This is a genomic window from Moritella sp. 24 (genome assembly GCF_018219155.1).
GTDB lineage: Bacteria > Pseudomonadota > Gammaproteobacteria > Enterobacterales > Moritellaceae > Moritella.
In genome coordinates, this window is sequence record NZ_CP056123.1 from 752,438 (window position 1) to 775,825 (window position 23,388).

The window sequence follows — 23,388 nt, forward strand, 5'->3', positions numbered from 1 at the left end:
CTATGCTTAATAGTTCCTAGTGTGACAGGTAAGATTTAACAATGCGTGAGAATAAAAACTGCAATTTAGAAAATGATGTCGTTAATAATCATGTATTAATTGATAATTTTGCGGCTATTAATGATAATAGCGATACTACCAATAGTGATTCTACGTGTGATATTGATGGCGATACTGTTGCTGTTGAAGTGACTTTAGCAGAAAAAATGAATTTTGTTAGACAAGTTTGGTTAGCGGGACTTGGTGCGTATAGCCATAGCATTGATGAAATTAATACGGCAGGAGAAAAGTCTTCTATGTTTTTTGAAGACTTGCTACGACAAGGTGAACAGGTAGACTCAGCCTTTAAATTGCATACCGCAGGTGAGTATATTTCTTTACATGGGTTAGAAAGATTAATACAACGAACCTATGCGAAATTAACAGGCATTGAAAGTGATAAAATAAACCAGTTGAATGATAAACTTGATGCTTTATTAGCGGAACTTAAAGAGAGTAAATAAACCACTACTGTGGTAGTTAAAGTGGCTTATTTACGTGGCTTATAGACTCATCTCATGTCGAGATTAGTCTTCAGCAAGTAATTTACTCAGGTATTCACTTGCATTGGCTCTAATTGGCATGAAGTAGACGTTATCGCCTTTTGCTGCCACCTTTTTGATCATGGCGCGGCCAAACTCAATATTCCATTCTTTCGTTGCTTTGAAATCACTAGGAAAAACAACATCATTCTTATTTTCCCAATAAGATTGACTCGTTTCGCTGTGAATTGGGCTCATGCCCCAGAATACTTCTGTCCCCTGTAACATATCCATGTATACATCAAGAAACTTCAAATCAAAGAACGGCTGCGTGAAAAATCCATCAACACCAGCATCGATTTTATCGTGAATATAATCGAGTTCTTTACGCATACTGGTTCGATACTGATCGATCGCAGCGTAAACTTTCATATATGGCAGTTCTTTTTTAATAATTCGAATCAGTTCACATGATGTATTACGGTAAGTACGATGTGAGATATCCTGCGGTGGATCGCCTTCAACAACAAGTACTGAGTTGATCTTACTATGACGGAAAAAGTCGGTGAGTGGAAAACCATTTTTCAGATCAAAATCGATAGCCCGAAGGTGTGGGATAACTTCGTCGAATTTATCCTGCAGACGGTCACAAGCATCCCAGCTGCGAACATCAAAGCGAAGTAAGTCTGGAATGTTTAGTGTATTAATTTGGGTAAATTGGCTAACTTCTTCGACTTCAGTATTTAAGGTTTCCCATGTACGGGGTACAAGCTCTATTGAGTATTTCAAATTACATCCCTATCTGTCATCAACAATCCTAGTTGATAATCCTTTTTATACCCAAACTCGGCTCCGCGTGTTTGGGCTTTTCCAAAATTGATATAATTTGTATTACTATATCTTATTTATTTGCGGCTAACTGCTGTAACCAAGCTATTTCATCGGCCCAAATAGTATCATCTATTGTTTCCAATACCATAGGTATACCATTAAACCGGTCATCCTGCATGATAAATTTAAACGCATCTTCACCAATAAAGCCTTGGCCTAAGCTGTGATGGCGATCAACTTTGGTGCCTAGTTCGACTTTACTATCATTTATATGCATACCAGCAAGGTATTCAAAACCGACAATATGCTCAAAGTCATTAAAGGTTTTTTCACAGGCTTCGAAGGTACGTAAATCATAGCCTGCAACAAAGGTATGGCAAGTATCGATACAAACACCTACACGACTCTTATCTTCGACTTGATCAATAATCTCAGCAAGGTGTTCAAAACGATACCCTAGGTTTGTGCCTTGTCCTGCCGTATTTTCAATCACAGCTTTAACTGATGTAGACTTCTCTAACGCTAAGTTAATTGATTCGGCAACACGTTTTAAACTTTCTGATTCAGATATTTTTTTTAAGTGACTACCTGGATGGAAATTAAGTAAGGTTAAACCGAGTTGCTCACAGCGGTGCATTTCATCATAGAAAGCATTACGTGACTTTTCTAATGCTTCTGCGTCTGGGTGACCAAGGTTAATCAAGTAAGAGTCGTGCGGTAAAATTTGCGCAGGACTAAAGTTGTAGCGTTTACAGTTGGCTTTAAATTTACGAATATCATCAGGAGTCAGTGCTTTCGCATCCCAACGACGTTGGTTTTTGGTGAATAGAGCAAAGGCCGTCGCTCCTAAATCATGTGCATTTTTAGGGGCATTCCATACGCCGCCAGCGGCAGATACGTGTGCACCAATAAACTTAGTCATTTTTTGCTCCATTACTTTAGGAATTTATATTTTCTAATCAATTAAATGATAAAACAGTTTTAAAGGTGGCTTTTTACGATAAAATTACGTTTTTGGCAATGCTAATCTTTGGAAGCTATAAATGAAAACTTGGTCAGAATTTTTGTTGCACGAACAGCAACAACCGTATTATTTAGCGTTACAAAACTTCATCACTGCAGAAAGAGCCGCTGGTAAAGTCATTTATCCTAAGGAAGCGGATGTATTTCAAGCCTTCACATTAACCCCTTTAAAAGACGTTAAAATCGTTATATTGGGACAAGACCCTTATCATGGGCCTGAACAAGCGCATGGTTTATGCTTTTCTGTATTACCTGAAATCAAGATCCCACCTTCATTGCGTAATATGTATAAAGAATTGACGAGTGATATAGACGGTTTTAATACACCTGATCATGGCTATTTAATCGAATGGGCTCAACAAGGCATTTTAATGCTAAACACGGTTCTGACTGTTGAGCAGGCCAAGGCTCATTCTCATGCTAAATCAGGGTGGGAAACATTTTCCGATCATGTTGTTGAGTTTCTGAATCAACAAGATGACGAAATTATTTTTGTATTATGGGGCAATCACGCGAAGAAGAAAGGTCGCCATATTGATCGTAATAAGCATTTTGTTTTAGAAGGCGTGCATCCATCGCCACTATCAGCAAGTCGCGGTTTCTTTGGGTGTCAGCATTTCTCTGCGATTAATGCGCGTTTGAAAACACGTCAAAAATCCCAAATTAATTGGCAGGTAAGTGATGTTAAAGCGTTAGTATAACTAAATAGGTAAATGTGAGCGCGATCAAAGAAGGTAACACTATTTGGGTATATGGTAAGGGGAGACAATTCAAATTGGAGTTTATATGTTATCTCTCATAACAAAAGACCATGAAAAAGTAGAGTTACTGTTGAATGTATTAACTGAGCAGCTAGCTGAACTCGAATCTGAAGAGCAGGGTGTTAATTTTGCTTTGATGGATGATATCGTTAATTATTTACGCAATTATATTGATCGTTATCATCACCCAAAAGAAGATCTTATTTATTCATACTATCTTGAACACTATGTTGAAGATGCGGATATGCCTAATCGCTTAGCCAGTGAGCATCAAAGCTTAAACTTTTTGAGTCGTGAGCTATCGAATACACTCGCTATGATTCAGCTTGATTCAGTGATGCCATTTGATGAATTAGCCTCTCAGTTAAGAGGATTCGTTAATAGTCAACGATCACATATTCAATTTGAAACAAATGTTGTAATGCCATTAATGGCTGAGAAATTCTCGCCAGATGATTGGTGCCATATCGAACATTTGTGGAAAAATGGTAGTTCACAAGAAGTAAAAGCCATCGCAGTCTTTAATAATGCTTATGGGCAATTACAACAGCGAATTATTGATGCAGGATTCAGTTGTGAGTCAGAAGAAGATTTGTGTTTGGTATAAGCGCGAAATGATGACTTTGATACTATCAAAAAAGCCGCATTAAATGCGGCTTTTTTATTTAAGCAATGAGATCAGAGTAATAGCTTAAAGGATCATCGTAACCATCCATTTCCTTCTCTAAGATTAGTTTGTCCTTAATCGCTTCAATCTCACGCCACTTACGTTTTGAAGACGATTTTGTTTCTTTTTTTGTATTTTCTATCGACACTTGATTTATTCCTTCCATGGGATCACCTTTGTAATGATAGTAACCTTTTCTCTATATCATTTTTTTAATGTCCACTGCCGTATTTCTATGTACATTTGGGTGCTAGATCACAAAAATGTGCCTAGAATAATAATTGTATAAAATAGTTTATGTAAAAGTTAATGTGTTAATTTTGCGTATATGTATCTAGCTCGCTCAACTATTGCGAGTTCGGTAATTTTTACGCCTGTTTATTAACAATTTACTGGTTTTTTATGTTATATTTCGCGCCACGTTTAGTTGGTGGTGTTATTTAAACTACTATCTATGGACTTTAATAAGAGTGTGGAAAGGAAAATATGACGGAATTTATCAACTTTATAAATGGGCTGTTGTGGGGCTCTGTACTGGTTTATTTGCTTATCGGTACTGGTCTGTATTTTACCTTTAAATTAGGTTTTATTCAGTTCCGCCATTTTACTCATATGTTCTCTGTTCTTGCTGGTAGCCGTAAAAGCAGTAGTGAGGGTGTATCATCATTTCAAGCATTATGTACAAGTTTAGCAGCGCGTGTTGGTACTGGTAACCTTGCTGGTGTTGCTGTTGCAATCACCGCTGGTGGCCCAGGTGCTGTATTCTGGATGTGGTTAATTGCTGTTATTGGTATGGCAACAAGTTTTGCAGAAAGCTCGTTAGCACAATTATTTAAAACGAAAGACGCTGATGGTAACTTCCGTGGTGGTCCAGCTTACTACATGGAAAAAGGTCTAGGTCGTCGTTGGATGGGCGTTGTATTCTCTATCTGCCTAATCGTTGCATTTGGTTTGGTATTTAACGCTGTTCAGTCTGATGCTATTGCTAATTCAATGCACAATGCATTTGGCTTCGATAAAACGATTGTTGGTGTTGTATTAGTTATATTCACAAGCTTCATCATTTTTGGTGGCCTACGTGTTATCGGTGCATTCGCTGAAATCGTAGTACCATTCATGGCGCTTGCTTATATTCTGATTGCTTTTGTTGTTGTTGCAATGAACATTTCAGAATTACCTGCAGTACTTGAACTTATCGTTAAATCAGCATTTGGCTTAGAAGAAGCGGCTGGTGGTGCGTTAGGTGTTGCAATGATGCAAGGTATCAAACGTGGTTTGTTCTCGAACGAAGCTGGTATGGGTAGTGCACCGAATGCTGCGGCAAGTGCGGCACCATTCCCGAATCACCCTGCATCGCAAGGTTATGTACAGATGCTAGGTGTGTTCATTGATACTATCGTTATCTGTACTGCGACTGCTTCTATTATCTTACTTTCTGACCTAGGTGATGCATCTGGTGTTGGTGGTATCGAATTAACGCAGCATGCATTGTCATCGCACGTTGGTAGCTGGGGTAGTACTTTTGTTGCTATTGCGATTTTATTCTTCGCATTTACGTCAATTGTTGCTAACTACTCATACGCTGAAACAAGTATCTTATTCTTGAACCGTGATTCTAAAGTGATGGTATGGATCTTCCGTGTTGTTGTATTAGGTATGGTAATGTTTGGTGCGGTTGCAAAATCGGATCTAATCTGGAATATGGCCGATGCTTCAATGGGCTTAATGGCGCTAGTCAATATTATCGCCATCTTGATGTTATCTAAGTACGTGATTATCGTAGCGAAAGATTACAACAAGCAATTAGCTGAAGGTAAAACGCCTACATTTGATAGCTCAGAATACCCTGAAATCGATAAAAAGATTAACAGTGAAATCTGGAGTTCTAAATTTAAAAAGTAACATTTACTTATATTAAATTAGCATTGTAAAATTAGAAAAAGCCACTCATTCCAGTAATGAGTGGCTTTTTTATTAGGTATTAATTTAGAGGTAATGAAATTGTATTAAATTTGCTTAATCCCACCACTTAGAGTTTTAGCTCTAGTCTCTTTGTGGTTAAATTGCGTTTTAATACCGACTCACATAGGATCAAGTCATGAATAAATTAGTAACTCTAGCTTCTGCAATGCTATTAAGTTTCTCTGTTAATGCTGCACAGGAAGTGTCAGGCGTTTCAGTACCAGATAATGTCTCTGTTGAAGGCGCATCGCTTAACTATCAAGGTGCGGGTGTTCGTAGTAAATTCTTTATTGATTTGTATGTTGGTTCGCTATTTACACAAAAAGCGGATACAGATGTAGTAAAAAGCCAAGATCAAAGTGCAATTCGCCTTAATATTATTTCTGGTTTAATTACTTCTGAGAAAATGGTGAGTGCGATTAACGAAGGTTTTGATGGTGCGACATCAGGTAATACTGCGCCAATCTCAGCAGAGATTGCAGAGTTCATTGGTGTATTTAGCGAAGAGATCGTTAAAGGTGACCAATTCACTTTAGTGAGCATTCCAGGCAAAGGTTTAACGACATATAAAAATGATGAAAAACTATCAACGATTACTAATGATGATTTTCGTCAGGCGGTATTATCTATTTGGTTAGGCGACAAGCCAGCGGATGATGATTTAAAAGAAGATATGCTAGGTCTATAATTAGCGCTGTCGTTAATATGACGACACGATAAGCAAACAAATAAAAATGGCTTACGGATAAGATTAACTCTTAGCGTAAGCCATTTTTTATATGTGCTGTTTGGGTTTTACGTTGATGTATTAAGTATTTACTTTTGTTACATCAACATAAAGGCGTAATGATTGTCCTGGCTGGATGTACTTCTGATTAGCCAGCCCATTCCATCTAACAAGATCTTTGACCTTTACGTTAAACTTGTTGGCAATACGAGCGAGTGAATCGCCTTGGCGTACTTTATAGGTAATGTTACGCATAATACCTTTGCCATTGCTACTACCTTGTTTTTTACCTTGCCAAACAACCAGTTTTTGATTGATCTTTAATGCATCTTTAGGCGCGATGTTGTTCCATTTTGCCAAGCTCTTATAATTGACTTTATAAGCACGTGAGATATCCCACAAGTTATCGCCTGATTGTACTTTATGGACTACTTTGAAGCGTCCTGCTGGCTTTTCTTGACGGCGTGTAATACGCGATGATTCACTGAATTTATAATAATTTAAGTCTTTTGCAGCCATCGGGATCAACAATGCTTGGCCGATTTTAATCATGCTCGAATCGAGATTATTAACAGATGCGATGATCTTACTTGAGGTATTATAGTTTTCAGCAATCTCACCTAAGCTATCACCTGATTTCACTTTATAGCGAACCCAGTTTAGACGACCTTTCGCATCCGTTTTTGCTAATGCAGCTTCAAATTTTTCTACATTCTCATTTGGAATTAATAAGGTATGCGGTCCATCTGGTGCTGTAGCCCATTGGTTGAAGCCTGGGTTAAGACGCTGTAGTTGATCAACTTGCATATCGGCTAGATCAGCGGCAAGCGCTAGGTCTATTTGGCTATTAACGTCAACTTGTTGAATAGCTGGCTCGTTATCAATGACAGGTAGTGTCAGGTTATATTTGTCAGCGTTTTGCAATATGTCTGCAAGTGCTAATAACTTCGGTACGTATGCTTCTGTTTCTTTTGGTAACGACAACGACCAGAAGTCCGTTGCTAAGCCGGCTTTTTGGTTACGCTTAATAGAGCGACCTACGCGACCTTGACCTGAGTTATATGAAGCAAGGGCGTGTAGCCAGTCGCCATCGAAGCGACGACTTAAATATTCCATGTAGGTTAACGCTGCACTTGTTGATGCAAGTACGTCACGGCGACCATCGTACCACCAGTTTTGATCTAGACCATATTGCGTTGCTGTGCCGGGTACAAATTGCCACATACCTGATGCACTACCATGAGAGTAGGCAAATGGGTCAAATGCACTTTCTACAACAGGTAGTAGTGCGAGTTCTAATGGTAAGTTACGACGCTCAAGTTCTTCAACAATCAGGTAGAGAAATGGTTCTGCACGTTTTGATACCGTCATTAAATGTTGCGGGTGCTCTAAGAACCATTTACGGTGTTTTGCTATGCGAGCATTATCGGGAATAGGAATCGTCATTTGCTCTGCAATACGTACCCAAACGTTATCAATAGGCTCGACGGTGATCTCTTCACTAACAATCAGTTTTGCAATTTTTTCTGCTGTCGCACTATCTAAACCGGTGTCTTCATCGCTGGCTTTTGGAGATTGGGTAACGGCAGGCGTTATCGTAGTTTGCACATCGTTACTGTGATCTTCTGGTGTCATTTGACAACCGGTCAGTAATATCAATACCGGAATGGATAATTTAAATTTCATATACATCTTATGTGAGTGAACAACCTTGGTATGCTAATCGTCAACGAAAAACAAAGCAAGTGTATCATTTGGGGTATTTATTTATCTTTATTGGTTAAAAATGGTCTTTCCAAGCCCTTAACGCTGTGAATACCGCTTGTTCACTGGTTAGGATATCAAGCAGTTTGTGCTCCATTGCCATGCTCACTGTTATTTCATCAGTACGTAAGAAAACATTGATTTCTTTTTCATTTTTAAGGCTGTTTGGTACGGTAGGTAAACCTTGTTGACGTAATTTTGCTGTAAGCTCAATGTGCTTTTTTAGGTTACTGTTTTGTGGTTCAACCGCATAGCAAAACATTAAATTAGCTTGGGTATATTCATGAGCAGGGTAGACCTGAATATTTTCATTTAAGGCTTTGATACGTTGCAGTGATGAAAAAAGTTCAGTCGCGTTTCCGTCAAGAATTCGGCCACAGCCACCAGAGAATAATGTATCACCTGAAAACAACATGGTTTGATTATGGTAAACAACATGTTCACGCTTGTGCCCTGGTGTCGCCATAACCGTTAATATTAAACTATTATTTAATAAACTTAATTGGCTATTTTCAGATACTAACGTGAGTGGCGCATTAACATCCATTTCAATTGATGAATAGATATTCACAGGGTGTTCTGATGCGGTAATTATGTTATTGATACCGTCAATATGATCATAATGGTGATGTGTAATTAAAATAGCATCGAGGATCAAATTCTGTTTATTGATCACTTCTAATACGGGACCTGATTGACCTGGATCGACGATACAACAGTGATTATTTTCAGTATTTTTGATCAACCAAACATAATTGTCGTTAAATGTTGGTATAGAAATGACTTCAAGCATTGCATCGTTCTCTTTATGGGATTATCTTTAATTACATATAAAACAAAATTTTAGCGGATATTGTCGTGTTAATAAAACCTGCACATCATAAGCATGAAATAACAATCCCTCACTCTTGGAACGATCTTCCAATGGGAGAGTGGCTTGCTAGCCAAATTCAGGCTCGGCTAGATGTTTGGTGTCCTAAAGTATTTGGTTATCATCTACTAAAATTGGGTTCGCTGAGTGGTGAGCTTAATTGTTTTGGCAGTAGTATACAACATCAGGTCACGGCAACATCAGAACAAGGGATGGGGGGGATATTTGTTGACCCTGCACATTTGCCTTTTCAGGAAAATTGTATTGATGCTTGTATTCTGACGCAATCATTGGATTTTTCGGCTGATCCGCATCAAGTATTACGTGAGGTTGAGCGTGTCTTAACCGGTGATGGTTACCTTATTTTAAGTGGCTATAATCCGCTATCACTCTGTGGCATGGTTAAATTGTTTGGTGTGAAACGTAATCATCCCCCTTGGTCTGGCAGAATGTTCACCCCTGCACGTATTAAAGACTGGCTTGAATTACTCGGTTTTGAAATTGTGCAAGATGATCGATTTGCTTTCACATCTTTTTTGGGCAAGAAACCATTAACGTGGTGGTCTGAAGGGATTGGTCAAATGCACTTTCCTTCTTTTTCATCGGTCTACTTTATTGTAGCTCGTAAACGACGAGCACCGATATCACCGGTTAAAAATTGGTGGCAAGTAGCGCGAGCTAAACGTCGTTTTATCCCCACAGGCGCGACCCAGAAATTACCGCATAAGTCATCTTAGTTTATCTCGCGGTATGTTTATCCTCTCATCTATACTTCCCTAACTGATTTACGCATGTTATCAGGTGAATCGAACGTCAATTCATATTAGAATAGCCACAGTTTAATTGAAGTGGTGAAATTTATGTCGTTGGACAATGCAGAGTTAATACAGGGCGCTGGTCGTGTAATCGTTTTTGATACCGAAACAACCGGTATGAATATGGGCGCGGGTGGTGTACACATTGGTCATCGCGTGATTGAAATTGGTTGTATTGAATTGATCAATCGCCGTCCTACTGGCCGTACTTACCATGTTTATATCAAGCCCGACCGCTTGGTTGATCCTGAAGCGATCGCGGTTCATGGGATCACGGATGAATTCTTGCAAGATAAGCCTGTATTTTCTGCTATCGCTGATGAGTTTCTTACCTTCATTAACGGTGCCGAATTGGTGGCTCACAACGCCTCGTTCGATATTAGCTTTATCGACCATGAATTCAGATTACTGAATAAAGGTCTGCCTGAAACTAAAGAAATCTGCAAGATTACCGATACATTAGCTATCGCGAAGAAACTCTTTCCCGGTAAACGAAATAACTTAGATGTATTATGTAACCGTTATGGTATCGATAACTCACACCGTACCCTGCATGGTGCATTACTGGATGCCGAGATCTTAGCAGATGTTTATCTGTTTATGACCGGTGGTCAAACTAAATTGAATTTATCGCAAGACAGTGCGGGTGATCAAAGTAGTGGTCTTCGTCGACTTGCCGCGACGCGTGCGCCGTTGAAGGTTGTACTCGCGACGAGTGAAGAATTGAAAGCGCATGATGAGCGACTTGGTATCGTCGGTGATGCTTTGTGGCAAGTACACTAAAATAAAGGAAACGTATGCGTAATATAGGGTTATTATTAGCATTTATTTTTGCTGTAACGATGAGTGCTTTTAGTACCGCCCAAAGTGTTTATCAAACGAGTGATATTCCCTTGTTAGATAATCGCTTTCGTGTTGATTATGGCATTGAAAAAATAACATTTATTATTGCGCGAGCACGTTTTTCTAAAGCAGTGATCTTAGTTCGTCCTGATGGTAGCAAGGTCTATGTTTGGGATAAATCAGAGCAAGTTCATTGGATTGAAGGTGAAGAAAATGACATTATCACCATCGATGATCCGATGCCTGGACCTTGGCAGGCGTTAGGCAAGATCCAAGGTGATAATCGGATTCAGATATTATCTGATGTTCAGCTGCAAGTTGACCGTTTGCCTATTCAACTTTACAGTGGGGAGCGTTTAAAGGTAAGTGGTGCGTTATTACATTTGAAGAAACGTTTAAACGAATCCTACTTACGAGACACTGAACTGATTATGACTGCTTATGGTTATAATCGTACCGAAGACGAAAATTTTAATTTCATTTCTCAAGAACTGGCTAAATTTAATGATGAAGGGATGTTTTATGATGAGATCCCTGAAGATGGTCTGTTTACGACGTATTTAAAACTTGATTTAGCCACTGGTAAATATAAGTTCGAAGTTGCGGTAAACAATCACGCGTTTACGCGCAGCTTTAATCAAGATGTAGTCATCTTTCCTCGCCCAATAAAAACACAAATGTTACCTCTGTTATTCGATGCTGAGCCTAAGTTAAAAGTAACTGTCGATATCGAGGAGCTAAAGTCAGAGAGTGTCGTGATTAAAGGTCGCTTAGCGTCCGTTAACGGTGGTCCAAGCAGTGACTTTATCATTTATGGTGAACCAGATACGGCTGAACTGATTCATACATTTGAGCGACCTGAGCATATTGGTAGTTATAATATCGAATTAGCGTTGTTTGCTACAACAAAAGCAGGGCGTGAAATTACAATTAATATGTCTCCGGAAGCCTTTGTCATTCCCCGACCTATCACTATCGACAGCTCATTAATACCTGCTCCTATTGCATCTCAGGCTGAGCCGACAATTGAAGCTGTTAGCGACGACTCTGAAATTGAGTGGAATATATTATTGTGGGTTGTCGGGGGGTTATTAACGACTCTCATCGTTGCAGTCGCGATTTTATTTAGTATTAAATTTTGGCAAAAGCGTAAATTTGAAAAAGTAATCGCTAATCAATTGAACAGCGACGAGATAACCGCTAGTGATGATACGGCTAAAGAGCCGAAAGGAATGAGTGGAGATCTTGATATGTTGACCGATCTGGATTTGAATTCACTTGATAAATAGTTTGAAACGTAACCAATTAGAAAGTGAGTTCAATTAACAGAAAATAAGGGACGTATTTAATAATTCTTTCGCGATTAATACTTGTTTAAAAAATGTAATGCAATTAAAGTCAATGTTAATAAGGTAGTCTTTGTTTTAGAAGGTTATCAGCTGACTAGCTCTCTGCTTAGATAGTCAAATTTTAATAGTCAATTTCTCAAATTAAGGTTAAAAATTATGGCGATTCAACGCACTTTTTCTATTGTTAAGCCTGATGCAGTAAGAAAAAATTTAATCGGTGCTATTTACTCTCGTATTGAAGCTTGTGGTTTAAGTGTAGTGGGAGCAAAAATGCTTCACCTTACTCGTGAACAAGCGGAAGGTTTTTATGCTGAGCATGAAGGCAAAGTATTTTTCGAACCTCTAATGGAATTCATGACGTCTGGTCCAATCATGGTTCAAGTATTAGAAGGTGAAAATGCGATCACTTTCTACCGTGAATTAATGGGTACAACGAATCCAGAAAACGCAGCAGCGGGTACGTTACGTTGCGATTATGCTGAAAGCATGCGTTTCAATGCTGTTCATGGTTCTGATAGCGAAGAATCAGCAGCACGTGAAATAGCTTACTTCTTTACTGAAAATGAAGTTTGCTCACGCTAATCCTATTGTTTATCGGGTAGTAAAGAGATCACACATCTAGGTATGATTGATTTACTGCCCGTCTTCTATTTTACCTCCTCCATTAAATTCTTATATATTTCGTCTATAACACCTTAATCCTCTGTTATTCAGCCTTATTCTCGATTATTGAATATGATGGCTAATAAATTATTTTGTTTAATTCGGCTAATGCGCTAGCGTCAAGGCGTTAAACTTTGTACAATCCCGCGCCCTGAAACCTCAATTTTAGCATCGTCTTTTTTATCCAACTATGTTCAAAATAGTGTTTAAAATTGAGTCTTAAATTGTTTCAAACCGAATAAAATACATTACAGAGGCTCACTTCATGAGTAATAAAAAGATTAATCTATTAGACTTTGATCGCAACGCTATGCGCCAATATTTTTCAGACATTGGTGAAAAACCATTCCGTGCCGATCAAGTGATGAAATGGATTTATCATGAAGGTTGTGATGACATCAATGAAATGACTAACTTAAATAAGAAGTTACGTGAAAAATTATTGCGCGAAACTGTTATTGAAGCACCTGAAATTAGTCAAGAACAACGCAGTGCTGACGGCACAATTAAATGGGCATTAAAAGTTGATGGCCAAGAATATGAAACGGTTTATATTCCTGATGGTGACCGTGCGACACTTTGTGTATCGTCACAAGTTGGTTGTGCACTAGAATGTACATTCTGCTCGACAGCACAGCAAGGCTTTAACCGTAACTTACGTGTATCTGAGATCATTGGTCAGGTATGGCGTGCAACACAAGTTATTGGTTTCAACAACAAGAAACGTGCGATCACTAACGTTGTAATGATGGGAATGGGCGAGCCTCTACTTAACATGACAAACTTGGTACCTGCGTTAAACTTGATGCTAGATGATTACGGTTTTGGTCTATCAAAACGTCGCGTAACAGTATCTACTTCTGGCGTTGTACCTGCACTGGACAAACTAGGTGATTTAATCGATGTGGCACTAGCTGTATCACTACACGCGCCAAATGATGAACTACGTGACGAAATTGTACCGATCAATAAAAAGTATAATATTGAAACCTTGTTATCATCTGTTAAGACCTACATTAGCAAATCAAATGCCAACCGTCAGAAAGTAACAATCGAGTATGTACTACTTGATCATGTTAATGATTCAACGGATCAGGCACACGAATTAGCGCATTTATTAAAAGATACACCGTGTAAAATCAACTTGATTCCATTCAACCCTTTCCCGGGTAGTGACTATGGTAAGCCAAGTAATAGCCGTATTGATCGCTTCAATAAAGTACTGATGACTTACGAAAATACAGTAACAATTCGTAAAACACGTGGCGATGATATTGATGCTGCTTGCGGTCAATTAGCGGGTGATGTAATCGACAGAACGAAGAGAACATTAAAAAAACGGATGCAAGGCGAAGAGATTTCAGTCAAAATGAGTGATTAACACATTTGACTAGATGGATTTAGGCATGAAACGTTTCGCTGTAGTAGGATTAATAGTAACAGCACTGGCAGGGTGTAGCTCACAGAGTTACATTGAAACCAGTGCTGGTTTGAGTGACAACTCGGTTGATATCACTGCAGCGGCAAGAAGCCGTTTAACCTTAGCACTAAAGTATATTGAAATTGAAAACTATCAAGAAGCAAAAGTGAATCTTGATAGAGCTGTGCGTTATACACCTAACGATGCAGATGTTTATTTAGCGTATGCGTATTACTATCAGAAAGTAAAAGAGCATGCACAAGCTGAAAAAGCCTATCTACAGGCGCTTGAACTTGCACCAAATGATGGTAACATCCATAATAACTTTGGTGTATTCCTATGTGGAATAGCTCGATATCATGAAGCTGAGGCTGAGTTTTTAGCTGCAATCTCGTCACCAAGTTATAATCAAATTGCAAATAGTTATGAAAATGCGGGCCAGTGTGCGCTTGAAAATGGCGAAAAGTCACAGGCGTTAACATATTTACAATCATCTCTCGCATATGCACCGCAAAATTTAGACGTACGGTTATCTATTGCTGAATTACACTATAAATTGGCCGATTACGCGGCGGCTAAACAGCAATTAATGAAATATGAGTCAGCCACTAAGGCAACCGCACGCAGTCTTTGGTTGGGTTTTAATATTGCGGATAAACAACATAGTTCAGCGGTCGCTGAAGTATATAGTCGTCAATTATTAGCTCAATTTCCGTTAGCGATCCAAACACAAAAATATATTACAAATGACTATTGATTTAGAAACCTTAAAAGATGCAGATAAACCTGCTGATCTGCAAGATAATATCGAAGTAATAACTGCAGGGCAGATATTACAAGATGCGCGTGTTGCATTAGGTATTAGCGTAAAGCAAGTCAGTGACAATATTAATCTAAAACTATCCGTTATTCGCAACATTGAAGAAGCTGTTGCTGATAAAGATATCTCACCAACCTTCATGCGTGGCTACATTCGTTGCTATGCCCGTTATCTAAAGATCGATGAAGACGAAGTACTCCGTGCATATGACTGTCAAAACGTAGCATGTGAGCAACAAGCCGAATTACAAAGCTTTTCTAAACGAACAAAATTAGAAGCACATGATAACCGCCTCATGTTAGTGAGTTATGGCATCGTTGGTTTTATGCTTATCGTATTCTTAATTTGGGGATTACGCGGCGATGAAGTTGAGGTTGTTGTACCTGTTCCTGAACCAAGCCCAATTGAAACTGTTGTATCAACAGACGCTGTCGTCAAAGATGATGTCGTTGTTCCAATGACTGAAAATCTGGACATTGCTACTGATACTGCTACCGATACAGTAATCGTATCGCCAACTTCAGTATCTGAACAGCCTACAGAATTACCTGAACAAGCAATGGCTATCACGCCTATTGTAACGCCAATTGTTGAACTTGAATCGCCAATTGCAGCGAATCTTGAAGAGCCTACGGTGAACGTTGTAAAAAAACGAGAGGAGAGTCCAGCGGATAATCCTAACCAAGCGTTATTATTAATGTTTACAGGTGATTGCTGGATACAGATTAAAGACAGTGATGGAAAAACATTATTGACTGGTGTTAAAAAAGCCGGTCAGACAGTTACATTACAGGGTTTAGCACCATTGTCAGTAAAACTCGGCGCGCCAGAGCAAGTTACAATGAGTTATGCCGGTGAACCAGTCGATCTATCTACCTTTAGAAAAGGTCGACTTGCTAAATTTAAATTACCTTTTAAAGCTTAATTAACGAGTTATATATATGCACCAGGAAAGCCCAATTATTCGCCGCCAATCAAAACAAATTATGGTTGGTAATGTGCCTGTCGGCGGCAATGCGCCGATTGCTGTACAGTCAATGACAAATACGTTGACGACGGATGTTGCTGCAACCGTTGCTCAAATTAAAGCATTAGAAGCCGTTGGCGCTGATATTGTTCGTGTTTCTGTACCGACGATGGATGCAGCTGAAGCATTTAAATTGATTAAACAGCAAGTAGATGTACCGTTGGTTGCTGATATCCATTTTGACTACCGTATCGCACTTAAAGTGGCAGAATATGGTGTGGATTGTTTACGTATTAATCCAGGCAATATTGGTAATGAAAGCCGTATTCGTTCTGTTGTTGATTGCGCTAAAGATATGAATATTCCTATTCGTATTGGTGTAAACGGTGGCTCGTTAGAACGAGAGATCCAAGAGAAATATGGTGAACCAACACCTGCTGCACTTGTTGAATCAGCAATGCGCCACGTTGATATTCTTGACCGTTTGAACTTTGATCAGTTTAAAGTTAGCGTAAAAGCATCGGATGTATTTCTTGCTGTCGAATCTTATCGTCAATTAGCAAAGAGAATCGAGCAACCGCTACATTTAGGTATTACTGAAGCCGGTGGTTTCAGAAGTGGTGCGGTTAAGTCATCGGTTGGTCTTGGTATGCTATTAGCTGAAGGTATTGGTGATACGTTACGTATTTCACTTGCAGCAGATCCAGTTGAAGAAATTCGTGTTGGTTTTGATATTCTTAAATCACTGCGTATCCGTAGTCGTGGTATTAACTTTATTGCTTGTCCTACTTGCTCACGTCAAGAGTTTGATGTTATCAGCACTGTTAATGCACTTGAAGAGCGTTTAGAAGATATTATTACACCAATGGACGTATCTATCATCGGTTGTGTCGTGAATGGCCCAGGCGAAGCTGAAGTATCACAGATTGGTGTAACTGGCGGTAGTAATAAGAGCGGTTATTACTTAGATGGCAAACGTCAAAAAGAACGTTTTGATAATAACGACATGATCGATCAGTTAGAGGCTAAAATTCGAGCGAAAGCAGCGATGATGGCACCTGAAAATATCATCGTAACAGACGCAGAATCGTAATTTTACCGTAAAGGTGTTGGAATTAGGATAAATATCCTACTAACACCTTTGAATATTTTACCTCGACGTAGAAACTCCTTATAATCTGGGGTTATATGTCTTTTTTAATTTTCGAGAGTGACCGTGGCTAAACCAATCCAAGCAATTCGTGGCATGAATGATTGCTTACCAGAACAAACGCCGGTATGGCAAAAAGTAGAATCAGTATTACGTGATACTGTTGCAGCCTATGGCTACTCTGAAATCCGTATGCCAATCGTTGAATCTACGCATTTATTTAAGCGCGCGATCGGTGAAGTAACAGACGTTGTTGAAAAAGAAATGTACACGTTTGATGACCGTAACGGTGACAGCCTTACACTACGTCCTGAAGGCACTGCGTCAACAGTACGTGCTGGTATTCAAAATGGTTTGTTATATAACCAAGAACGTCGTATGTGGTACATCGGACCAATGTTCCGTCATGAGCGCCCACAAAAAGGACGTTATCGTCAATTCCACCAGTTTGGTGTGGAAATTTTTGGCCTTAAAGGTGCAGATACTGATGCAGAAGTTATTTTATTAACAGCGCGTCTGTGGAAACTACTTGGTATCGACCAGCATGTGACATTACAGCTGAACTCACTGGGTTCTTCAGAAGAGCGTATTGCGCATAAGGAAGCACTAATTAGCTTCTTAGAAGGCTTTAAAGAAGATCTTGATGAAGAAAGCCAACGTCGTATGTACACGAACCCATTACGTGTACTAGACAGCAAGAATCCAAATGTACAAGCATTGCTTACAGATGCACCAAGCTTAGCTGATTACTACGGTGAAGAAACTAAAGCGCATTTTGATGGTCTATGTAAGATGTTAGATAGCGCAGGCGTTAAATATCAAATCAATGATCGTTTAGTTCGCGGCCTTGATTATTATAACTACACTGTATTTGAGTGGGTTACTGAAAGCCTAGGCGCACAGGGTACTGTGTGTGGTGGCGGTCGTTATGATGGCTTAGTAGAGCAACTTGGTGGCAAAGCGACACCTGCTGTTGGCTTTGCTTTGGGCATTGAACGTCTTGTATTATTATTAGAAACATTAGAGCTGACAGCGGATATCGCTGGCGCTGTTGATGTTTATATCGCAGCATTAGGCGAAGGCGCTGATGTACACGGTATGTTATTAGCGGAGCAGTTACGCGATCAAATGCCAACTGCAAAAGTAATGATGCATAACGGCGGCGGTAACTTTAAGAAACAACTTAAACGAGCTGACCAAAATGGCGCGAAAGTAGCTCTTATTTTGGGTGGCGATGAAATCGAAAACAAACAAGTGACTGTGAAAGACCTGACTGGTAAAACAGAACAGCAAACCATTGCAGTGACAGAGTTAGTCAATAAATTAACAACGCTATTAAACAAGTAAAATAATACTGTTTAGTTGTGTTTAAAAATTAAGGGTGAGACGTGGAAGGTTACGCTACTGAAGAACAACAAGTTGAAGCGCTGAAGTCATGGTGGAAATCCAATGGTAATGCGGTTATTTTTGGTACTGTGCTAGGCCTAGCAGGTTTAGTTGGTTTTCGTTATTACAACGATAGCCAGTTAACAGGACAAGAAGAACTATCAGCTGCTTATGATACTGTTGTGACTGAATTATCTGAAAATGGACTTGCGGCGAAGGCGACAACTCAGATGTTTATTGATGCAAACAGTGGTAATGCTTATGCAACATTAACAGCATTACAGCTTGCAGCTGAAGCCGTTAAAAAACAAGATTATGCTGAAGCTGAGAAACAACTTAGCTGGGTAGCGAATAGCAGTAATCAAGCAAGTATCTTGCCGATTGCTAATCTTCGTCTAGCACGTGTTCAAGCGCAATTAGAAAACTTTGATGCAGCATTAGCGACTCTTGAAAAAGTAACACTTGATACATTCGCGAGTAAAACAGCGGAAATCAAAGGTGATATTTATGTTCAACAAGGCGATTTAAACGCAGCGCGTAGTGCTTATGAAGCTGCGTTAGCAGGTGTTGGTGCAAATACACAGTTATTACAATTAAAACTGAATGACCTTGCTGTTGCTGACGTTGCAGATGATCTAGATGCTGCGATTGCAGGTGACTTGAATGGCCAATAAGCTGAGAACACTGACTACAGCTGCAGTTCTTTCAGTCTTGTTACAAGGTTGCTCTTTGTTTAGCGATGATGAGGACGTGTATTCTCCATTGCCTGAGATTCAGTCTGAATTTACGCCAGAAGTAGAATGGCGCAAGAGTATTGGTTCGGGTGTTGGTGAGTATTATTCACAGACTCGAACATTACTTGTAAACGACCAACTGTTTGCGGCAAGTCGAGCTGGCTTAGTGACAGCGTTAAACCCAATTTCAGGTGATGAAATTTGGGAACAGGATCTATCTGAACAAGCGGTATTTAACCGTTTTGATGACAGTGATAATGCCCTGCTTTCGGGCGGCATTGCTGCGGGTTACGGCATGGTATTTGTTGGCAGTGAAAATGCAGTCTTATTTGCATTAGATGACAAAACTGGTGACGTTATCTGGCAAGTTGAAACTGATGGTGAAGTGATTGCGAGCCCTGTTGTTGATGAAGGACTGGTTATCATTCAAACTGGCAGTGGTAGCTTGATTGGCTTTGATGTGCAAACGGGTGAACAACGTTGGATTCAAAGCTCAGAATTACCTACATTAACATTACGTGGGAATAATTCGCCAATCACTACTAATGGAGCAGCGATTTATGGACGCAGTGATGGTAAACTAGCCGCCGTCTTTCTTGCCAATGGTCGTTTGATCTGGGAAGTTAATGTTGCTAAGCCAAAAGGCGCTAATGATATTGACCGTTTAGTTGATGTTAATGGGCAAGCAGTTGCTCGTGGTACAGACGTGTATACGTCGGCTTTTAATGGCGAACTAATGGCAATTGAATTACGCTCTGGTAAGGTTCTTTGGAAACGCGCTTATGCGTCAGTAAAAGATCTCACCGTGGCTGGTTTCGAGTTGTTTTTAACAGATACTGAAGGCCGCATCCATGCGATTGATCGTCGTAATGGTTTGACTTTATGGTCGCAGAATCGTTTAGCATTACGCGGTGTTACTGCACCGGTTGTCTCGGGTAACAATATTGTTGTCGGAGATAAAGAAGGCTACCTACACTGGTTAGATCGTAAAACCGGTAAACTGGTAGCACAACAGTTAATTGATAGTGATGGACTATTTTCTAAAGCATTGAACTCAGAAGAATATCTCTACGTTCAAAGCCGCAGTGGTGACTTGGTTGCTGTAAAGAAACCAATTTAACCCGCTAGATAGAATACCATTAACATAATTTATTGCGCCGAGAGGCGCATTTTGTCCTTTTAAATAAGTGACTTTCATTTTACTAGAGCCGTATTGAGGCTGAGGTTATATATGACCCCTGTAATTGCATTGGTTGGACGCCCTAATGTTGGTAAATCAACATTGTTCAACCGCTTAACTCGTACCCGGGACGCACTTGTTGCCGATTTCCCAGGGTTAACTCGTGACCGTAAATATGGACAAGCTAACTTAGCTGGTCGTGAGTTCATCGTAGTTGATACCGGCGGTATTAACGGTGATGAAGAAGGGATTGATGCAAAAATGGCTGACCAATCGCTACTTGCGATTGAAGAAGCTGATGCCGTATTATTTTTAGTGGATGCACGAGCAGGCTTAACTGTCTCTGACCAAGCAATTGCTGAACATTTACGTAAACAAGAAAAGAAAGTATTTCTTGTTGCGAACAAAACAGATGGCCTAGATGGCGATGTTGCTGTTGCAGAATTCTATGCGCTTGCACTTGGTGATATCTACCAAATTGCTGCATCGCAAGGTCGTGGTACTAATATTCTTATTGAAGAAGCATTAGCACACGTTGAAGTTGTTGATGCTGAAGAAGAGGAAGAATTCTCTGACGCTGACCCTTTCATTGATGGTGAGTTATTACCTGAAGAAGAGGAAGAAGAGCAACGTGACGAAGATTACGCAAGTTTACCGATTAAACTAGCGATGATTGGTTGCCCTAACGTTGGTAAATCAACGCTAGTTAACCGTATCCTAGGTGAAGAGCGTGTTGTTGTTTATGACATGCCTGGTACTACGCGTGACAGTATCTACATCCCGATGGAGCGTGATGGTCGTAACTACATGCTTATCGATACTGCAGGTGTTCGTCGTCGTAAAAATATCAATGAAGCTGTTGAGAAATTCTCAATCGTTAAAGCATTACAAGCAATTGATGATGCTAACGTTGTATTGATGGTATTTGATGCACGCGTTGGTGTTACTGCACAAGATCTAACATTGTTAGGCTTTGCAATTAACTCTGGTCGTTCAATTGTGATTGCAGTGAACAAGTGGGATGGTTTAGATACTGATGTGAAAGATCGCATTAAATCTGAACTTGATCGTCGCTTAGGCTTTATTGACTTTGCACGTATCCATTTCATCTCTGCATTACACGGTACAGGTGTTGGTCACTTATTTGAATCGATTACAGAAGCATTCGATTCATCAACTAAGCGTGTATCAACGTCTATGCTAACGCGTATTGTACGTATGGCTGTTGATGATCACCAACCGCCAATGCACGCAGGTCGTCGTGTTAAACTACGTTACGCGCATGCGGGTGGCTACAATCCACCACTTATCGTTGTGCACGGTAACCAAGTAACAAAATTAGCGAACTCATATCGCCGTTACCTAATTAACTATTTCCGTCGTTCATTAAAAATTATGGGCACGCCGATTAAAGTTGATTTCCGTGACAGCGAAAACCCGTTTGCAGATAAGAAAAATAACTTATCATTATCGCAACAGAAGAAACGTCGTCGTATGATGTCGCACTATAAGAGTAAAAAATAATAACGCTGATTATTATTGATAGAAAGGTCTGTTTTTACAGGCCTTTTTTTATATCTCTGAATCATGTTTTTATCATATTTACGGTATTTAATTATAACTATTGATGTAAAGGCTGCTACTATTTGAAGCTATATGAAATAGGGATATTACGTTAATGTGTATGGATAAAATGAGAGGTTTTGCTTGACCGTTGTTGCTGTCGTTTATTTTTCGGAATCAGGCTCTACTCAAGCGTTAGCGCGGGACGTTATCACCGGTATCAATACCGTTGAAGACGTAAAGGTCATTGAATGTCAGATTCAAGCTTGGGATATGTTTGAAGGTCGCTTCGATAATGATGAATTGATGTGTCTATTAGATAATGCTGATGCCATTATATTTGGTTCACCGACATATATGGGTGGTGTATCGAGTCAGTTTAAAGCATTTGCAGATGCAAGTAGTGAACGCTGGGATGGTCAGCAATGGCGAAATAAGTTTACAGCGGGTTTTACTGTCGGCAGTTGTCTTAATGGCGATCAAGCGAATACACTCCAATACATGGCAACACTCGCCAGCCAGCATGGTATGTTATGGGTGGGTTTAGATATTGCTGGTGGATATAATAGTTTAGGTTTAAATCGCTTAGGCTGTCAGTTAGGTGTTGTTGGGCATAACCCAGAAGGCGAGGTACATCGCAGTGATCTTGATACAGCAAGGTATTTAGGGCGTCGTGTCGCGTTAATCACGAAGGCCTGCGCACGAGAGCTACAGGCCTTATAATCACGACTGAGCTAAATAACTACATAGGTTACTTGATTGCTAGGCGCTTAATGAGCTGGCTAACAAGTAGTTCTGCACCAACTAAATCATCTTGATCAAAGCGACCAATGCTTGGACTATCGATATCAAGTACACCGATTAATTTATCATTAACCACAATCGGTACTACAATCTCTGAGTTACTTGCAGCATCACAGGCAATATGACCGGGGAAGTCATGTACATCAGTGACTAATTGCGTTTGTAACGTACTTGCCGCAGCCCCACAAACACCTCTGCCTACCGGAATGCGGATGCAAGCGGGTAGCCCTTGAAATGGACCAAGTACTAACTCATCATTTTCGTATAAATAAAATCCAGCCCAATTTATGTCTTCCAGCTCCATAAAGAGTAGGGCACTGAGGTTTGCTAAATTAGCAATTAAATGTGTTTCTTCTGCCATCAACGCATCGGCTTGTTGGGCAAGGCGTTGATAAAGTTGAGTCTTAGACATGTATTCCCTTTATGAATAATAAGATGAAAGTCGATGTATTATATCGTGTTTAAATGATGATTATATCGTCATAAAGGTGATGTTGGTTTGAGTTGATTCCTTCGGGCAAAAAAAGAGTGATAAGATGTAGCTTAATTTGCTAAAAATGTGTTTAC

At 39.7% G+C, this 23,388-nt stretch carries 24 protein-coding genes; 18 read left to right on the top strand and 6 right to left on the bottom strand.

The features are described 5' to 3' along the window. Positions 1 to 41: 41 nt before the first annotated feature. Entirely contained in the window at positions 42 to 503 is a 462-nt protein-coding gene (locus HWV00_RS03530; protein WP_211684731.1) for a hypothetical protein, read from the top strand. Positions 504 to 566: 63 nt separating this feature from the next. Here the strand turns inward: HWV00_RS03530 and HWV00_RS03535 are convergent, their stop codons facing one another. Together HWV00_RS03535 and nfo are read right to left on the bottom strand one after the other, a co-directional pair. Continuing rightward, complete coding sequence (locus HWV00_RS03535) at positions 567 to 1,310, bottom strand: methylenetetrahydrofolate reductase (RefSeq protein WP_211684732.1); 744 nt, start codon at positions 1,308 to 1,310, stop codon at positions 567 to 569. A 112-nt stretch (positions 1,311 to 1,422) separates the two neighbouring features. Further along, on the bottom strand, positions 1,423 to 2,274 hold the full coding sequence (gene nfo, locus HWV00_RS03540) for a deoxyribonuclease IV (protein ID WP_211684733.1): 852 nt from the start codon (positions 2,272 to 2,274) through the stop codon (positions 1,423 to 1,425). A 121-nt stretch (positions 2,275 to 2,395) separates the two neighbouring features. On the opposite strand from nfo, the gene ung reads away from it, so the two are divergent. After that, positions 2,396 to 3,076, top strand: a complete 681-nt coding sequence (gene ung, locus HWV00_RS03545; protein WP_211684734.1) for a uracil-DNA glycosylase — start codon at positions 2,396 to 2,398, stop codon at positions 3,074 to 3,076. A gap of 85 nt (positions 3,077 to 3,161) precedes the next feature. Further along, the gene (locus HWV00_RS03550; protein ID WP_211684735.1) at positions 3,162 to 3,743 is read left to right on the top strand and encodes a hemerythrin domain-containing protein; all 582 of its coding nucleotides are present in this window, start codon (positions 3,162 to 3,164) and stop codon (positions 3,741 to 3,743) included. Between the two features lie 58 nt (positions 3,744 to 3,801). On the opposite strand, the gene HWV00_RS03555 is transcribed toward HWV00_RS03550, so the two are convergent. Beyond that, positions 3,802 to 3,969: a DUF3545 family protein gene (locus tag HWV00_RS03555; RefSeq protein ID WP_211684736.1), complete on the bottom strand. Its 168-nt coding sequence runs from the start codon at positions 3,967 to 3,969 to the stop codon at positions 3,802 to 3,804. A 320-nt stretch (positions 3,970 to 4,289) separates the two neighbouring features. On the opposite strand from HWV00_RS03555, the gene HWV00_RS03560 reads away from it, so the two are divergent. Continuing rightward, the gene (locus HWV00_RS03560; protein ID WP_211684737.1) at positions 4,290 to 5,705 is read left to right on the top strand and encodes a sodium:alanine symporter family protein; all 1,416 of its coding nucleotides are present in this window, start codon (positions 4,290 to 4,292) and stop codon (positions 5,703 to 5,705) included. A 196-nt stretch (positions 5,706 to 5,901) separates the two neighbouring features. Next, positions 5,902 to 6,453, top strand: coding sequence for a chalcone isomerase family protein (locus HWV00_RS03565; RefSeq protein WP_211684738.1), 552 nt, complete (start codon positions 5,902 to 5,904; stop codon positions 6,451 to 6,453). A 120-nt stretch (positions 6,454 to 6,573) separates the two neighbouring features. Here HWV00_RS03565 and HWV00_RS03570 read toward each other — a convergent pair whose 3' ends face one another. Together HWV00_RS03570 and gloB are read right to left on the bottom strand one after the other, a co-directional pair. Continuing rightward, the gene (locus tag HWV00_RS03570; RefSeq protein WP_211684739.1) at positions 6,574 to 8,178 is read right to left on the bottom strand and encodes a LysM peptidoglycan-binding domain-containing protein; all 1,605 of its coding nucleotides are present in this window, start codon (positions 8,176 to 8,178) and stop codon (positions 6,574 to 6,576) included. A gap of 94 nt (positions 8,179 to 8,272) precedes the next feature. Beyond that, positions 8,273 to 9,049: a hydroxyacylglutathione hydrolase gene (gene gloB, locus HWV00_RS03575; protein WP_211684740.1), complete on the bottom strand. Its 777-nt coding sequence runs from the start codon at positions 9,047 to 9,049 to the stop codon at positions 8,273 to 8,275. A gap of 65 nt (positions 9,050 to 9,114) precedes the next feature. Between gloB and HWV00_RS03580 the strand changes: the two genes are divergently transcribed. The 13 genes from HWV00_RS03580 to HWV00_RS03640 all read left to right on the top strand — a co-directional run bounded on the left by HWV00_RS03580 (position 9,115) and on the right by HWV00_RS03640 (position 22,740). Continuing rightward, positions 9,115 to 9,864 (top strand): class I SAM-dependent methyltransferase, encoded by a 750-nt coding sequence (locus HWV00_RS03580; protein WP_255554898.1) that lies wholly within the window; start codon positions 9,115 to 9,117, stop codon positions 9,862 to 9,864. 123 nt (positions 9,865 to 9,987) lie between these two features. Continuing rightward, on the top strand, positions 9,988 to 10,725 hold the full coding sequence (dnaQ, locus tag HWV00_RS03585) for a DNA polymerase III subunit epsilon (protein WP_211684741.1): 738 nt from the start codon (positions 9,988 to 9,990) through the stop codon (positions 10,723 to 10,725). A 14-nt stretch (positions 10,726 to 10,739) separates the two neighbouring features. Beyond that, positions 10,740 to 12,074 (top strand): TIGR03503 family protein, encoded by a 1,335-nt coding sequence (locus tag HWV00_RS03590; protein ID WP_211684742.1) that lies wholly within the window; start codon positions 10,740 to 10,742, stop codon positions 12,072 to 12,074. A gap of 216 nt (positions 12,075 to 12,290) precedes the next feature. After that, positions 12,291 to 12,716 carry a nucleoside-diphosphate kinase gene (ndk, locus tag HWV00_RS03595; protein ID WP_211684743.1) on the top strand — a complete coding sequence of 142 codons (426 nt, stop codon included), beginning with the start codon at positions 12,291 to 12,293 and terminating at the stop codon, positions 12,714 to 12,716. Positions 12,717 to 13,062: 346 nt separating this feature from the next. After that, entirely contained in the window at positions 13,063 to 14,178 is a 1,116-nt protein-coding gene (locus HWV00_RS03600; protein WP_211684744.1) for a bifunctional tRNA (adenosine(37)-C2)-methyltransferase TrmG/ribosomal RNA large subunit methyltransferase RlmN, read from the top strand. Positions 14,179 to 14,203: 25 nt separating this feature from the next. Further along, positions 14,204 to 14,974: a type IV pilus biogenesis/stability protein PilW gene (gene pilW, locus HWV00_RS03605; protein WP_211684745.1), complete on the top strand. Its 771-nt coding sequence runs from the start codon at positions 14,204 to 14,206 to the stop codon at positions 14,972 to 14,974. Further along, positions 14,964 to 15,962, top strand: a complete 999-nt coding sequence (locus tag HWV00_RS03610; RefSeq protein WP_211684746.1) for a RodZ domain-containing protein — start codon at positions 14,964 to 14,966, stop codon at positions 15,960 to 15,962. The genes pilW and HWV00_RS03610 overlap by 11 nt, the downstream gene beginning before the upstream one ends. A gap of 16 nt (positions 15,963 to 15,978) precedes the next feature. After that, the gene (ispG, locus tag HWV00_RS03615; protein WP_211684747.1) at positions 15,979 to 17,097 is read left to right on the top strand and encodes a flavodoxin-dependent (E)-4-hydroxy-3-methylbut-2-enyl-diphosphate synthase; all 1,119 of its coding nucleotides are present in this window, start codon (positions 15,979 to 15,981) and stop codon (positions 17,095 to 17,097) included. A 123-nt stretch (positions 17,098 to 17,220) separates the two neighbouring features. Next, positions 17,221 to 18,501: a histidine--tRNA ligase gene (gene hisS, locus HWV00_RS03620; RefSeq protein WP_211684748.1), complete on the top strand. Its 1,281-nt coding sequence runs from the start codon at positions 17,221 to 17,223 to the stop codon at positions 18,499 to 18,501. 41 nt (positions 18,502 to 18,542) lie between these two features. Next, the gene (locus tag HWV00_RS03625; protein WP_211684749.1) at positions 18,543 to 19,214 is read left to right on the top strand and encodes a tetratricopeptide repeat protein; all 672 of its coding nucleotides are present in this window, start codon (positions 18,543 to 18,545) and stop codon (positions 19,212 to 19,214) included. Next, positions 19,204 to 20,394, top strand: a complete 1,191-nt coding sequence (gene bamB, locus HWV00_RS03630) for an outer membrane protein assembly factor BamB (protein ID WP_211684750.1) — start codon at positions 19,204 to 19,206, stop codon at positions 20,392 to 20,394. The genes HWV00_RS03625 and bamB overlap by 11 nt, the downstream gene beginning before the upstream one ends. Positions 20,395 to 20,505: 111 nt before the next feature. After that, positions 20,506 to 21,978, top strand: coding sequence for a ribosome biogenesis GTPase Der (gene der, locus HWV00_RS03635; RefSeq protein ID WP_211684751.1), 1,473 nt, complete (start codon positions 20,506 to 20,508; stop codon positions 21,976 to 21,978). 183 nt (positions 21,979 to 22,161) lie between these two features. Continuing rightward, positions 22,162 to 22,740, top strand: a complete 579-nt coding sequence (locus HWV00_RS03640; protein WP_211684752.1) for a flavodoxin family protein — start codon at positions 22,162 to 22,164, stop codon at positions 22,738 to 22,740. A 28-nt stretch (positions 22,741 to 22,768) separates the two neighbouring features. Here the strand turns inward: HWV00_RS03640 and HWV00_RS03645 are convergent, their stop codons facing one another. Next, positions 22,769 to 23,233, bottom strand: a complete 465-nt coding sequence (locus HWV00_RS03645) for a GAF domain-containing protein (protein WP_211684753.1) — start codon at positions 23,231 to 23,233, stop codon at positions 22,769 to 22,771. Between the last annotated feature and the right edge of the window lie 155 nt (positions 23,234 to 23,388).